The organism is Comamonas testosteroni ATCC 11996 (assembly GCF_000241525.1).
Lineage (GTDB): Bacteria > Pseudomonadota > Gammaproteobacteria > Burkholderiales > Burkholderiaceae_C > Comamonas > Comamonas testosteroni.
The window spans coordinates 284,206-297,125 of sequence record NZ_AHIL01000012.1 but is presented as its reverse complement, the minus strand read 5'-3'; the positions used below and the strand labels follow the sequence as shown (position 1 = coordinate 297,125).

The 12,920-nt window shown below is 64.6% G+C and carries 10 protein-coding genes; 8 read left to right on the top strand and 2 right to left on the bottom strand.

Annotation, left to right across the window (positions count from 1 at the left end; genetic code table 11):
• Positions 1 to 198: 198 nt before the first annotated feature.
• Together CTATCC11996_RS06580 and CTATCC11996_RS06575 are read left to right on the top strand one after the other, a co-directional pair.
• Positions 199 to 888, top strand: a complete 690-nt coding sequence (locus tag CTATCC11996_RS06580; RefSeq protein WP_003074288.1) for a DUF2760 domain-containing protein — start codon at positions 199 to 201, stop codon at positions 886 to 888.
• A gap of 3 nt (positions 889 to 891) precedes the next feature.
• Positions 892 to 2,868, top strand: coding sequence for an Hsp70 family protein (locus CTATCC11996_RS06575; RefSeq protein ID WP_003074287.1), 1,977 nt, complete (start codon positions 892 to 894; stop codon positions 2,866 to 2,868).
• Here CTATCC11996_RS06575 and CTATCC11996_RS25440 read toward each other — a convergent pair.
• Positions 2,848 to 3,141 (bottom strand): hypothetical protein, encoded by a 294-nt coding sequence (locus CTATCC11996_RS25440; RefSeq protein ID WP_138983838.1) that lies wholly within the window; start codon positions 3,139 to 3,141, stop codon positions 2,848 to 2,850. The two genes, CTATCC11996_RS06575 and CTATCC11996_RS25440, sit on opposite strands and share 21 nt — an antisense overlap.
• A gap of 81 nt (positions 3,142 to 3,222) precedes the next feature.
• Positions 3,223 to 4,254: a porin gene (locus tag CTATCC11996_RS06570; protein WP_034348296.1), complete on the bottom strand. Its 1,032-nt coding sequence runs from the start codon at positions 4,252 to 4,254 to the stop codon at positions 3,223 to 3,225.
• 196 nt (positions 4,255 to 4,450) lie between these two features.
• Between CTATCC11996_RS06570 and CTATCC11996_RS06565 the strand changes: the two genes are divergently transcribed.
• From CTATCC11996_RS06565 to ntrB, 6 genes are all read left to right on the top strand, one after another.
• Positions 4,451 to 7,312 carry an Hsp70 family protein gene (locus tag CTATCC11996_RS06565; RefSeq protein ID WP_034348294.1) on the top strand — a complete coding sequence of 954 codons (2,862 nt, stop codon included), beginning with the start codon at positions 4,451 to 4,453 and terminating at the stop codon, positions 7,310 to 7,312.
• Between the two features lie 194 nt (positions 7,313 to 7,506).
• Positions 7,507 to 8,535: a Bug family tripartite tricarboxylate transporter substrate binding protein gene (locus tag CTATCC11996_RS06560; RefSeq protein ID WP_003074282.1), complete on the top strand. Its 1,029-nt coding sequence runs from the start codon at positions 7,507 to 7,509 to the stop codon at positions 8,533 to 8,535.
• Between the two features lie 12 nt (positions 8,536 to 8,547).
• Positions 8,548 to 8,973 carry a ribosomal maturation YjgA family protein gene (locus CTATCC11996_RS06555; protein ID WP_003074280.1) on the top strand — a complete coding sequence of 142 codons (426 nt, stop codon included), beginning with the start codon at positions 8,548 to 8,550 and terminating at the stop codon, positions 8,971 to 8,973.
• Positions 8,974 to 9,030: 57 nt separating this feature from the next.
• Entirely contained in the window at positions 9,031 to 10,305 is a 1,275-nt protein-coding gene (locus CTATCC11996_RS06550) for a nitrate regulatory protein (RefSeq protein WP_003074278.1), read from the top strand.
• A gap of 260 nt (positions 10,306 to 10,565) precedes the next feature.
• The gene (locus CTATCC11996_RS06545) at positions 10,566 to 11,837 is read left to right on the top strand and encodes a CmpA/NrtA family ABC transporter substrate-binding protein (RefSeq protein ID WP_003074276.1); all 1,272 of its coding nucleotides are present in this window, start codon (positions 10,566 to 10,568) and stop codon (positions 11,835 to 11,837) included.
• A 26-nt stretch (positions 11,838 to 11,863) separates the two neighbouring features.
• A complete protein-coding gene (gene ntrB, locus CTATCC11996_RS06540) occupies positions 11,864 to 12,856 on the top strand; it encodes a nitrate ABC transporter permease (protein ID WP_003074275.1) in 993 nt (330 codons plus the stop codon).
• Positions 12,857 to 12,920 lie beyond the last annotated feature (64 nt).

The window sequence follows — 12,920 nt, the reverse complement described above, 5'->3', positions numbered from 1 at the left end:
AGATCGGGCTTTTTGGGTAATATCTGCGCCTGTTGCACAGGCCCGCGCGCATCGCTTGCGGCGCGTCCAGCCTTGTGCCGCCAGGGCCGGCCGTGTCGCTGCCGCCTGGTCCGGCTCCGTTTTCGGTTCGCGCAGCGCAGCTCGCAAGGGCGCCACAGAATGACTCTGCATGCGTGAACCCGTTTTGAGACAGACTCCATGACTGCCAATACCCCCCCCTCATTCCTGAGCCGCATCGCCATCGCGATCGGCAGTTTCTTTGCCATTCTCGGTAACGGTCGCCTGGCTGCTGACGTGACCCGTGTGCGCGCCGGTGAGGCTTTTGCCGCCGACGTCGCCCCCAGGGAAGTGCGCGTGGAAGTGCCGGTCGAGAAGATCGTCGAGGTTCGCGTCGAAGTGCCGGTCGAAAAAATCGTGGAAAAGACCGTCGAGGTTTCGGTCGAAAAACGCGTCGAGGTTCCGGTCGAGAAGCTGATCGAAAAAACCGTCGAGGTGGAAAAGCTCGTCGCCACTGACAGCGCCGCCCTGCAACTGCTGGGCCTGATGCAGCGCGAGGCCCGTTTTGTGGACTTCATCCAGGAAGATGTCGCGCCCTATACCGATGCCGAAATCGGCGCGGCTGCGCGCGTGGTGCATGAAGGCTGCCGCAAGGTGCTGCGCGAGCATTTCACGCTCTCCCCCGTGTGCAGCGAAGCTGAAGGCTCGCGCATTACGTTGCAGGCCGGTTTTGACGCTGCTGCCGTGCGACTGACGGGCAATGTGGTCGGCCAGCCGCCGTTTACCGGCACGCTGTCCCACCGCGGCTGGCTGGTGACGGAGGTCAAGCTCCCCCAGCTCACCGACATTCAGGCCGCCAAGGTCATCGCCCAGGCCGAAGTGGAGCTGTAAACCATGAACATGTTTGCCTCCATCGCCGCATCGGGTGCGGCCACCCAGGCCGCGCCCGTGGCTGACTCCGTGGCTGCTGTCGCTCAGCCGCAAAGCGCTGCTGGCCAGGTCGATGCTCCATCTGCCGGCGCTAGCTACAGCATCGGCATCGATCTGGGCACCACCCACTGCGCGCTGTCCTATGTGAACAAGATCGCCAGCGATGGCGAGAAGGTGGTGCAGGGCGTGCTGGACATTCCCCAGCTCACGGCTCCCGGCAGTGTCGAGGCCAGGCCACTGCTGCCGTCCTTTCTCTATCTGCCGCACGAGAGCGAGCTGACCGAAGCCGAGCGCAGCCTGCCCGGCGCGCCCGGCGACTTCATCACCGGCGAATTCGCCCGCAGCCGTGGCGCGGCCACGCCCATCCGTCTGGTCAGCAGCGCCAAGAGCTGGCTCTGCCACCCCGGCGTCGATCGCCGCGCCGGCATTCTCCCCGCCGATGCCCCCGAGGAAGTCAGCCGCATCTCGCCGCTGACTGCCTCCACCCGCTATCTCGAGCATCTGCGTCGCGCCTGGGAGCAGGCCCACCCCGAGGCCCCGTTTGACCAGCAGGACATTACCGTCACCATCCCGGCATCGTTCGACCCCGCTGCGCGCGAGCTGACGGCCGAGGCCTGCAAGGCTGCGGGCTTTGCCAGGCTGACGCTGCTCGAAGAACCTCAGGCCGCGCTGTACAGCTGGATCCAGGCCAGCGGCGGCCAGTGGCGCAAGCAGGTCAAGCATGGCGACATCATCCTCGTCGTGGACGTGGGCGGCGGCACCACCGACCTCTCGCTGATCGCCGTGCTGGAGCGCGAAGGCAATCTGGAGCTGCAGCGCATTGCCGTGGGCGAGCACATTTTGCTGGGCGGCGACAACATGGATCTGGCCCTGGCCTATGGTGTTGCACGCAAGCTGGCAGCCGAAGGCAAGCAGCTCGATGCCTGGCAAACCCGGGCGCTGGCCCATGGCTGCCGCGCAGCCAAGGAGCAATTGCTGGCCGACGCCAATCTGCAGGCCGTGCCTGTGGTTGTGCCCAGCCGGGGCAGCAAGCTCATCGGCGGCAGCATTCGCACCGAAGTGACACGCGACGAAGTGCTGGCCATGCTGGTCGAGGGCTTTTTCCCCAAGGTGGCCGTCAGCGACAAGCCCAAGACCCGCGCGCGCGGCGCGCTCACGCAGTTGGGCCTGCCCTATGCGCAGGATGCGGCCGTCACGCGCCATCTGGCGGCCTTTCTGAGCCGCCAGGTCAATGCGCTGGCCGAGATTGACGGTCTGAACGGTGAGCAGATCGAAGGCTCCACCTTTCTGCACCCCACGGCCATTTTGTTCAACGGCGGCGTGCTCAAGGCGCCCCAGATCGAGCAGCGCATTCTGGAAGTCATCAACGGCTGGCTGGATGACGAGGCCTGCGAGCCTGCGCGACTGCTGGACGGTGCCAACCTCGATCTGGCCGTGGCGCGCGGTGCGGCCTATTACGGCCATATCGCCAACAGCGGCCGCGGCGTGCGCATTCGCGGCGGCACGGCCCAGTCCTACTACGTGGGCGTGGAGAGCAATATGCCAGCCATACCCGGCATGGAGCCGCCCCTGTCCGCCCTGTGTCTGGCACCGTTCGGCATGGAAGAGGGCACCGAAGTCGCGCTGCCTGACGAAGAGTTTGGCCTGGTCGTGGGCGAGCCCGTGCGTCTGCGCTTCTTCGGCTCGTCCGTGCGCCGCGCCGACCAGGTCGGCACCATGCTGGACTTCTGGTCGCCCGAAGAGCTGGTGGAGCTGCAGGAGATCGAGCTGAATTTGCCCGCCGCCGGCCGTGCGGCCGGCGAGGTGGTGCCCGTGACCCTGGAGGCGCGCGTGACCGATATCGGCACCCTGGAGCTCAATGCCGTGCCCGTGGGTGGAAGCGAGCGCTGGAAGGTGGAATTCGATGTGCGCGCGGAAACCTCAGCGGAGGCTGCCGAGTAAGGCCGCTGAGTTGCTTGACGGCGAAAGCCCGCTGGCCGATTGGTTGGCGGGCTTTTTTTGTTCCGGACACGATTTACGCAGAACGGGTTCAGGCAAGGCGACTGCTTTTGCAGGCAGGCCCTTGTTGCATTCTTGTTTGCGTAATTCCCACCGGGGTTTGCGGTTGCATGTCTGCTCGTGATCAAAGCATGCCGCCCAAACAAACCATTGGCAGAAGCGATCTGATACAGGAACTTCAAACCAATCAGCCTCTGGATCAATCACGGAAAGCATGATCAGCTCATTTTTTGAGGAAGCAGGGCGCGCGCCACGCCCACCAGCAACATGGCACGCGCCCGCCGCTCAAGCAGAGGTCTAGAACGCGTGGCGCAGACCGATGCTCAGGCTGCTGGCATCCTGCCCGTAGCCCACGCCACCCTTGAAGTTATAGCCATAGGCCACGCCGGATCCGTTGTCGATACGCGTGTAGGCGGCATACAGCTTGGTGCGTTTGCTCAGGTGGTGGTTGTAGCCAAGAATCCACTGGCGCGCGCTGCTGCCGGGCACATGGCTCCATCGGCTCGCCCAGCCATAACCCAGGGCAAGCTCCGAAGCACCGGCCCGGTAGGCCGCAGTCACGCGCGCAGCGTCACGCGTGCCGCAACCGGCACCGCCATTGCTGCACAGCGAGCCCGAGCCGTTGTCCGAGCGCTGGTAGTAGGCACCGACCTGCAGCGCATTCCAGATGTAGTGGCCGCGCAGGGCAAACTGCTTGTCGTCACCCAGCTGGGTAAAGCCCGCACCCAGGGCCAACGGGCCGCGTTCCCAGTTGGCATAGAGGTCGTAGCCGTTCTTCTGCACGGCGCCTGTCGTCTTTTCGTGTAGCGATGCCTGAGCTTCCAAGGTCAGTCCGGCCATCACAGGGCTGCGGTAGGCGATCTTGTTGGTGTTGCGCATCACGTAGTCATAGAGCGCATCGGCGATGGAGCCGGTGTCGTGGTTGGGCTCATCCAGCGCACCATAGTCGGCAATGCCGAAATAGGTGGCAGCACCAAAACGGCCCAGACGCAGCTTGCCCAGACTGCCCGAGAGGTTGACTTCGCTCTGGCGCTGAAAGGCCAGGGCGCCGGTGCTGCCGGTACCGGCGCCGGTATCGGATTCGAAGCCGGATTCGAGCTGGAAGCCGGCCTTGAGGCCGCCGCCCAGGTCTTCGCTGCCCACAAAGCCAAAGCGCGAGTTGTTGTTGAAGAGCCCGGTCAGGCTGCTGCCTCCGACCTTCTGATGCTCGACCGAGGTATTGAGGCGGCCATAGATCTGCACGCTGCTTTGTGCGAGCGCGACGGAAGCTCCGGCGGTGGCCAGGGCGGCGAGGAGGACACGAGACACAGTTGTTGTTTTGACTGGCATGTAGCGACTAGCCTTCGATCTTTGCTATGAAACTTGCGCGAACCTGCGCGCTTGTTACAAGGCAAATCCCGTGCCAGCCACCGTGCACTGCTTTGGACAGTTGTTGTCGCGGCAGCAGCTCATCCCGGCAGGCGGTTCGGGCATCCGGCTCTTGTTACGATCGGCGACACAGTTTTACGTGTCCTCGCCTCATCCCATGCATCCATCTCGCCCCACCTACGCCGTCGGCATTGACCTGGGCACCAGCCACACGGTCGTGGCAAGCGTTGCGCTGGACGGTGCGACTGGCGATATCGCACTGCTCGATATTCCGCAGCGCAACACGGCTGGTGAGATCGTGGCTCAGTATCTGCTGCCTTCGGTGCGTTATCAGGCTGCAAAGGGCGAGCTGGGCGAGGCCTGGCAGCAGCCCTGGCCGCCGCAGGGCGCGGATGAAGCGGCGCCTGCCGTCATAGGCCGCTGGGCGCGAGATCTGGGGGCTGCTGTGCCGGGACGGCTGGTGGCCAGTGCCAAAAGCTGGCTCTCGCACACCGGCGTGGATCGCACGGCCGCCATCCTGCCCTGGGGGGCTGGCGAGGACGTGGCCAAGGTATCGCCGCTGGCGGCGTCGAGCTCCTACCTGGCCCATGTGAAAGCAGCATGGGACAAAGCCCATCCCGAAGCGCCACTGCACCAGCAAAGCGTGGTGCTGACGGTGCCCGCCTCATTTGACGAAGGTGCACGTGCGCTGACGCTGGAGGCCGCGCAGATGGCGGGTCTGCCGCGCGTGCAGCTGCTGGAGGAGCCCAAGGCCGCGTTTCACGACTGGCTGGTGCTGCAGGGCAATGAGCTGGCCGCGCAACTGGTGGACAGCCGGCTGGTGCTGGTGGTGGATGTGGGCGGGGGAACTACCGATCTGACACTGATCCGCGTGGATGCGTCCGCCGAAGGCAGCCTGCCCACGCTGACGCGTACGGCCGTCGGAGAGCACCTGATGCTGGGCGGCGACAACATGGATCTGGCGCTGGCTCACCAACTCGAATCTGCATTTGCTGGCGAAGGTCAGAAGCTCCCTGCACAGCGCTTTGCCCAGCTGGTCCAGCGCTGCCGCATGGCCAAGGAGCAGTTGCTGGCGCAGAACGCCCCAGAGCAGATCGGCATCACCTTGCTGGGGGGCGGCAGCAAACTGCTGGCCGCTACCCAAAGCGTCACGCTGACCCGCGAGCAGGTGCGGCAGTCGGTGGTCGACGGCTTTTTGCCGGTTGTGCAGATCAGCGATATGCCCGCCAGGCGGCAGGGCGCGCTGCGCGGCTTTGGTCTGCCCTATCCGGCCGATGCGGCCATCAGCCGTCATCTGGCGCATTTTCTTGCCCAGCATGCAAGTGAAGGTTTGCCCGATACCGTGCTGCTCAACGGCGGCGTGTTCCATGCCCATGCCATGGTGCAGCGTCTGACGCAATTGCTTGACCGGTGGCGCGGCAGCCCGGTGCGCGTGCTGCACAACCCGCACCCGGACTGGGCCGTGGCGCGCGGTGCTGCGGCCTACGGGCTGGCCCGCCGTCAGGCAGAGCTGGCGGTGGCGCAGATTGCTGCGCCAAATCAGCCGGCAGCACGCGCCGGGCAAGCGTCGGCAGCGATCAAGCCCATGGTGCCGCGCATTGGCGGCGGTTCGGCGCGCAGCTACTGGCTGCTGCTGCCGGGCAAGAGGGGCGAGGCTCCGCAAGGCCTGTGCCTGCTGCCGCGTGGCACGGAAGAGGGCGTGCGCATGGTGCTCTCTGGCCGGCGTTTTGCGCTCAAGCTGGGCCAGGCCGTGCGCTTCAATTTGCTGGCCAACAGCCAGAGCCACGCGCCCGTGCAGGCCGGCCAGATTGCACCCTTGACCGGCGATGGCTGGGTAGAGCTGCCGCCACTGGCCACCGTTCTGCCAGCGCCCGAAGGCAGCTCTGCGGCCCAGGTCGAGGTGCAACTGCAAGCCTGCATGAGCGAGGTCGGCACGCTGGAAGTGCGCTGCGTCGCCGTGCAGGATGCGGGCCAGTCCTGGCTGCTGCCCTTTGCTGTACGCGGTGCTTCGGCTTCGGAGCCCATAGCTGGCAGTGCGGGTGGGCAAAGCGCTGAAGGCCAAAAACAGTCTGATTCTTTGGCAGCCAGGCTGCCCGAAGCCGTGTCACTGTTGGACCGTATCTTCGGCACGCAGGCGCAGGAGGTGACGGTCCGGGAAGTGCGCCAGCTGCGCCAGTCGCTCGAGAGAGTCCTCGGCCCGCGTGAGGGCTGGGAGCTGGACCTGCTGCGTGCCTTGTTCGATGCACTGCTGGCCCGTTCCAGGCGCCGCCGCCGCACGGCCGACCATGAGCGCGTCTGGTTCAACCTTGCCGGCTGGTGTCTGCGTCCCGGCGTGGGGGCGCAGCTCGATGGCTGGCGCATAGACCAGGTCTGGGCCCTGTATGGCCAGGGCCTGGGTCATGCCAAAGAGGCTGCCAACTGGACGGAGTGGTGGGTGTTCTGGCGCCGCGTGGCTGCGGGTCTGAACGAGGCCCGGCAGATGGAGCTGCTCGAAGACGTGGCCGCTCAGATGCAAAAAGCCGTGCAGCAGAATACGCGCGGCAAATCCAGCCATGGCAGCTATGACGACATGCTGCGCCTGTTCGCGGCCATGGAGGCAGTGCCCTGGCAGTACCGCCAGGAAATGGGGCAGTGGATGCTGCAGCGTCTCAGGCGCGAGGATGAAACCGTGCAGACCTGGTGGGCCATAGGCCGCCTGGCGGCACGCCAATCGCTGGCCGCCAACGCCCATCTGGTGATGCCGCCCGAGGCGGCGCTGGAGTTCCTGAACGCCACGCTGGCCCAGGACTGGCGCAAGAACGAAACCGCGATGTTTGCTGCCGTGCAGATGGCCCGCATGACGGGTGACCGCGCGCGCGATCTGCCCGATGCCATCAGAGCGCAGGTGCTGGAGAAGATGCGCAGCAGCGGTGCGCCTGAGCGCTGGCTGACCATGGTCGAGCAGGTGGTGCAGATGGAGGCCGAGGATCACAAGCGCAGTCTGGGCGACAGCCTGCCGCCGGGTCTGGTGCTGTTGTGAAGAGGCCGTGCCGCCGCAGCCAGGCTTGGAGTCACTGCATTTGCAGGAGGCAGCCCCTGCCAAACACGATGGCCGAACAGTGAGTGCTGTTCAGGCCGCCCCGCGAGCGATGCAAGAATGGTCTGTTGCATGGACGGCAGGCCAGCATGGAGGGCTGGCAGCATCCATGTCCACCACCACAGGAAATGATTGCCATGAAGTTTGAAGAAGCTGCGCGCATCGAGATGGCGCGAAACGCTATGTCTATCTCTGGAACCCGACGCCGCCCGCTACTGCTGGCGGCGGTGGCTGCCGTGGTGGCGGCTCCTCTGACGCAAGCATTGGCGCAGGGCGGCAACTGGCCTGCCAAGCCGATTACCTTTGTCGTGCCCCAGGCACCGGGCGGTGCCAACGATGTGATTGCGCGAGCCGTGGCGCAGGGGCTGGAGAATTCGCTGGGCCAGCCCGTCATCGTGGAAAACCGCGCCGGTGCCAACGGCAATCTGGGCACGGGCCAGGTGGCGCGCAGCGCGGCCGACGGCTACACCTTTCTCGTGACGGCGCAAAGCGCCTACACCATCAATCCGGCGCTTTATTCCAGGGTGCCGTTCGATCCCATCAAGGATTTCACCCCCGTAATGCAGCTGGCCGTCGCGCCTTATCTGCTGGTGGTGAACCCGAACTTTCCGGCCAAAAATCTGGACGAGCTGGTGGCCTACGCCAAGGCGCATCCGGGCAAGGTGGAATACGCTTCTGCCGGCAACGGCACGCTCAACCATCTGCTGGGCGAGATGCTGAAGAAGCAGAAGAACGTGAGCCTGCTGCATGTGCCTTACAAGGGGGCGTCGGCTGCCGCCACCGATGTGGTGGCCGGCCAGTTGCCGGTGACCTTTGGCAGCTTTCCCGGCGTGATGCCTTTTGTCAGCAGCGGCAAGCTGCGCGTGCTGGGCGTGGCGTCAGACAGGCCGACCTCGCTGGCGCCCGAGATACCCGTGCTGGGCAAGGGCCTGGCCGTGACCAGCTGGTACGGCTTGTTCGCACCGGCCGGTACGCCGCAGCCGGTGGTGGACAAGCTCTATCAGGCCGTGAAGACGGTGCTGGCCAGGCCCGAGATGGCCGAGCGCCTCAAGACTCTGGGCGCCGAGCGCGTGGAGTCCACGCCGCAAAGCTTCAAGGCCATGCTGCCGGCCGAGCTGGCGTACTGGAAGCAGGTGGTCAAGGACTCCGGCGCGCATATCGACTAAAGGGGACGCAGCTTGTTGATACATCTGGCCGCTGCCGGGCCCTTTCGTCGCTCACGGGCGGGGTTGACCCTGCTCATTGCGATGGTCATTGCCATCGGGCTGGCCTCGCGCCGGGGCTACATACCCTTTCCCGCCGTGCTGGGCAACTATCCGGGCGATGCGCTCTGGGCCTGGGTGGTGCTGCTGTGCGTGGCCTGGCTGCGGCCGGCCATCACGCGCGGCAAGCTCATGGCATGGTCACTGGTCATCGCCTTTGCCATCGAGTTCCTGCAGCTCTATCAGGCCCCCTGGATGCAGGCCCTGCGTGCCAACAAGCTGGCCTATCTGGTGCTGGGCAACGGCTTCGACCCCCTGGATCTGCTGGCCTATGTCGTGGGAATCGGTGTGGGCGTCATGGTGGACTGGTTCTGGGAGAGGCGGCAGCGTCGCCTTGCCTGAGATGGCATGAAATGTGCTGATCGTCCATGGCATCAACATGACGACAAGCACTACCCCATGAAAACGCCTCTGCACTATCTGGTGGCTGCAAGGCAAAGCGAGATTGCCGAGCTGGAGCAGATCAGCCGCGCCAGCAGCCTGGTGGCGAGCATGTCCGAGCTCGTCCATGCGCTGCAGAAAGAGCGCGGGCTCTCGAATATCTTTCTGGTCAGCGGCGGAGCACAGGCGCAGCAGAGCCTGCTCGACCATGGCCTTCATGTGGACCGGGTCATGGAGCGGGTCTGCCTTGCGCTTGAAGAGCTGGGCGCGCGGGCGCCGGGCGCGCATGGCGCTCGCTTGTTCAATGCGATCGCCAATGCGCTGCAAGGCTTTGAAGCCCTGCCGCTGCTGCGCCGCCGGCGCGATGCGCTGCAGCTCAGTGCCGAGGATTGCACACAGGCACTGATCCGCATGATTGCGGCCTGCCTGACCGTGGTGTTCGAGGCGGCGGACAGCGCTTGCGATCCCGATATCGCGAAATTGCTGGTGGCGCTGTTTCATTTCATGCAGGGCAAGGAGCTGGCGGGCCAGGAGCGCGCCACGGGAGTTGCGGCGTTTACCGCAGGGGTCGGCAGGACGGAGCGTCAGCGCCATTGGCTGCATCTGATCGAGTCGCAGGAGCGCTGCTTTCAGGTGTTTGCGGATTTCGCAAGCCCCTCGGGGATGGCGCGCTGGCAGCAGCAATGCGGGGCCTGCCCCGATATGACGGTGATCGAGCGGCTGCGTCGCATGGGTTGCACGGCCGGTGACGGCCTGCCGCTGGACCGCGGCCTGAGCGCACCCTGGTTCGAAGCCTGCTCCAGCCGGCTCGATGCCATGCACCAGATTGAGGCATTCCTGGCCGAGGAGCTGCAGACCCAGTGTCTGCGCAAGCTGGAGCAGGCCGGTGCGGCGCTGAGCCAGCAACTGGCGCTGCTGGAGATGCAGCCGCAGCCCGGGACTCGCGCCGAAGCGGCTGCGGCCTTTCTGGGGGGCACGCAGTCAACTGCCTCCTTGCCTGCCGAGGGTGCGTACGGGTTGCAGCTCGAGAAAAGCATCGTCTTGCTGGTGCAGGAGCAATCCATGCGGCTGCAGGACATGCAGACCGAAATCGACAAGGCACGTGCCACGCTCAAGGAGCGCAAGACCATAGAGCGGGCCAAGGGCGTGCTCATGAACTACCGCCAGCTCAGCGAGGGCGATGCCTACAAGCTGATCCGCCAGACGGCCATGAACCAGAACCGGCGCATGCTGGATGTGGCCGAAGCGATTCTGGCCACGGTGGACCTGCTGCCGGGCAGCACCAATTCATAGCGCTTGGCAGCTCGGTGTTTGTTGCGCTGCACCAAATATGGGCCAAAACCGGAAGCGCAAAGCATGCTCCGCCTCTGATCAAGGTCTGGCATGGTTTGTGCATGACTGTTGATGTCAAGCAGACCAAAGGCGGTCGCGCTTAAAGCGTTATTACGAGTGACCTGGGACAACGGCGTCCTTTTCTCCTCACACCCGAGGAGGGAAGGGCGCCTTTTTGTTTTCCGGATCGCCTTCACCACGATTCTTGATGGAGTTTTCTCATGAGCCAGCGCCTTCCTTCGTCTACTGCTCCTGCTCCCGAGCCCGTATCTGCCGGTGGCCGGCGTGAGTTTCTGCGTGTGGCCGGCGCTGCTGCCCTCTATGGCACGCTGGGCCACCATGGCGCCTGGGCCGCAGGCTCCGACGCGCCGGAGAAGAAAGAGGTCAAGATCGGCTTCATCCCGCTGACCGATTGCGCCAGCGTGGTCATGGCCTCTGTGCTGGGCTTCGATCAGAAGTACGGCGTGAAGATCGTTCTCAGCAAGGAGGCGAGCTGGGCCGGCGTGCGCGACAAGCTGGTCAACGGCGAGCTGGACTTCGCCCATGTGCTCTACGGCCTGGTCTACGGCCTGCACCTGGGCGTGGGTGGCCCCAAGAAGGACATGGCCGTGCTCATGGGGCTGAACAACAACGGCCAGGCGATCACGCTGTCCAAGGCCCTTGCCGACAAGGGCGCGGTCGACGGAGCCAGTCTGGCCAAGGTCATGGCCAGGGAAAAGCGCGAATACACCTTCGCCGGCACCTTCCCCACCGGCACCCACGCCATGTGGATGCATTACTGGCTGGCGGCTGCGGGTATCAACCCTATATCCGAGGCCAAGCTGATCACCGTGCCGCCGCCCCAGATGGTGGCCAATATGCGCGTGGGCAATATGGATGGCTTCTGTGTGGGCGAACCCTGGAACCATCGCGCCATCATGGATGGCATCGGCATTACGGCCAACACCACACAGGACATCTGGAAGGATCACCCCGAGAAGGTGCTGGGCGCCACGGGCGAGTTCGCGCAGAAAAATCCCAACACGTGCCGCGCCGTGATGATGGCGATTCTGGAGGCCGGCCGCTGGATCGACGTCAGCCTGCAGAACAAGACAAAGATGGCCGAGACCGTGGCCCAGAAGTCCTATATCAATACCAGTGTGGACGCCATCAACCAGCGCATTCTGGGCCGCTACCAGAATGGCCTGGGCAAGACCTGGGACGACCCCAACCACATGAAGTTCTTCAACGACGGGGCCGTGAACTTCCCCTATCTGTCGGACGGCATGTGGTTCCTCACCCAGCACAAGCGCTGGGGTCTGCTCAAGGCCCATCCCGACTATCTGGCCGTGGCCAAGCAGATCAACCGCATCGACCTCTACCAGCAGGCGGCAAGCCAGCTCAAGGTCAGCGTGCCCAAGGATGTACTGCGCACCAGCAAGCTGATTGACGGCGTGGTGTGGGACGGCAAGAACCCTGCCCAGTATGCCGACAGCTTCAAGATCAAGGCCTGAGGCCGCCACCCGACAGGAGAACCACCATGGTCAGTGCCGTACTTCACTCACCGCTCGAACTCGATCCCCCGCACGATCCGCAACTGGCAGCCCAGGCGGCCAATGATGCGCTGCTCGAAACTTCAAAAGAGATAGCTGCTGGCGCACAACTTGTAAAGGCTGAAGTGCAAAAAGATATCAAACCCAAAGCGATAGTCACGGCTCCGGTTGCGGTGGCACCCAGCCGCTTGCGCCAATGGGCTGAACAGCTATTTGGTCAGGCTCTGCCGCCGCTGCTGGGGCTGGCGCTGCTGGTCGGGCTGTGGTCGCTGGTCTCCAGCAGCACCGGCAAGAGCATTCCGACCCCGGCCGAGACCTGGGAGCAGGCCTTGCAGGTGTTCAGCGATCCCTTCTACCGCAACGGACCCAATGACCAGGGCGTGGGCTGGAACGTGCTGTCCTCGCTGCAGCGCGTGGCCCTGGGTTTCGGTCTGGCGGCGCTGGTCGGCATTCCTTTGGGCTTCGTGATCGGGCGCTTCAGCTTTCTGTCGCGCATGTTCAACCCCTTGATCAGCCTGCTGCGTCCGGTGTCGCCGCTGGCCTGGCTGCCGATCGGCCTGCTGGTGTTCAAGGGCGCCAATCCGGCAGCCATCTGGACCATCTTCATCTGCTCGATCTGGCCCATGGTCATCAACACCGCCGTGGGCGTGCAGCGTGTGCCCCAGGACTATATGAATGTGGCGCGCGTGCTCAATCTGTCGGAGTGGAAGATCGCCACCACCATTCTGTTTCCTGCCGTGCTGCCCTATATGCTGACCGGCGTGCGCCTGGCCGTGGGCACGGCCTGGCTGGTGATCGTGGCCGCCGAGATGCTGACGGGCGGCGTGGGCATAGGCTTCTGGGTCTGGGACGAATGGAACAACCTCAACGTCAAGAACATCATCATCGCCATCTTCGTGATCGGCATCGTGGGCCTGGTGCTGGAGTGGGCCCTGGTCAAGCTGGCTTCGGCCTTTACGTTTGAAGAGGTGAAGACTTAACCCACCCCTGAGCCGCGCCCTCGGGCGCGTCACCCCCTCAAGGGGGCACCACCGATGGCTCGGC

What these genes read in the sequence shown, in the direction of transcription:
- CTATCC11996_RS06560 (WP_003074282.1), top strand. Translation starts at nt 7,507, where the DNA reads ATGAAGTTTGAAGAAGCTGCGCGCATCGAGATGGCGCGAAACGCTATG.
- CTATCC11996_RS06545 (WP_003074276.1), top strand. Translation starts at nt 10,566, where the DNA reads ATGAGCCAGCGCCTTCCTTCGTCTACTGCTCCTGCTCCCGAGCCCGTA.
- CTATCC11996_RS06570 (WP_034348296.1), bottom strand. Translation starts at nt 4,254, where the DNA reads ATGCCAGTCAAAACAACAACTGTGTCTCGTGTCCTCCTCGCCGCCCTG.
- CTATCC11996_RS25440 (WP_138983838.1), bottom strand. Translation starts at nt 3,141, where the DNA reads ATGCTTTCCGTGATTGATCCAGAGGCTGATTGGTTTGAAGTTCCTGTA.
- CTATCC11996_RS06575 (WP_003074287.1), top strand. Translation starts at nt 892, where the DNA reads ATGAACATGTTTGCCTCCATCGCCGCATCGGGTGCGGCCACCCAGGCC.
- CTATCC11996_RS06580 (WP_003074288.1), top strand. Translation starts at nt 199, where the DNA reads ATGACTGCCAATACCCCCCCCTCATTCCTGAGCCGCATCGCCATCGCG.
- CTATCC11996_RS06550 (WP_003074278.1), top strand. Translation starts at nt 9,031, where the DNA reads ATGAAAACGCCTCTGCACTATCTGGTGGCTGCAAGGCAAAGCGAGATT.
- ntrB (WP_003074275.1), top strand. Translation starts at nt 11,864, where the DNA reads ATGGTCAGTGCCGTACTTCACTCACCGCTCGAACTCGATCCCCCGCAC.
- CTATCC11996_RS06565 (WP_034348294.1), top strand. Translation starts at nt 4,451, where the DNA reads ATGCATCCATCTCGCCCCACCTACGCCGTCGGCATTGACCTGGGCACC.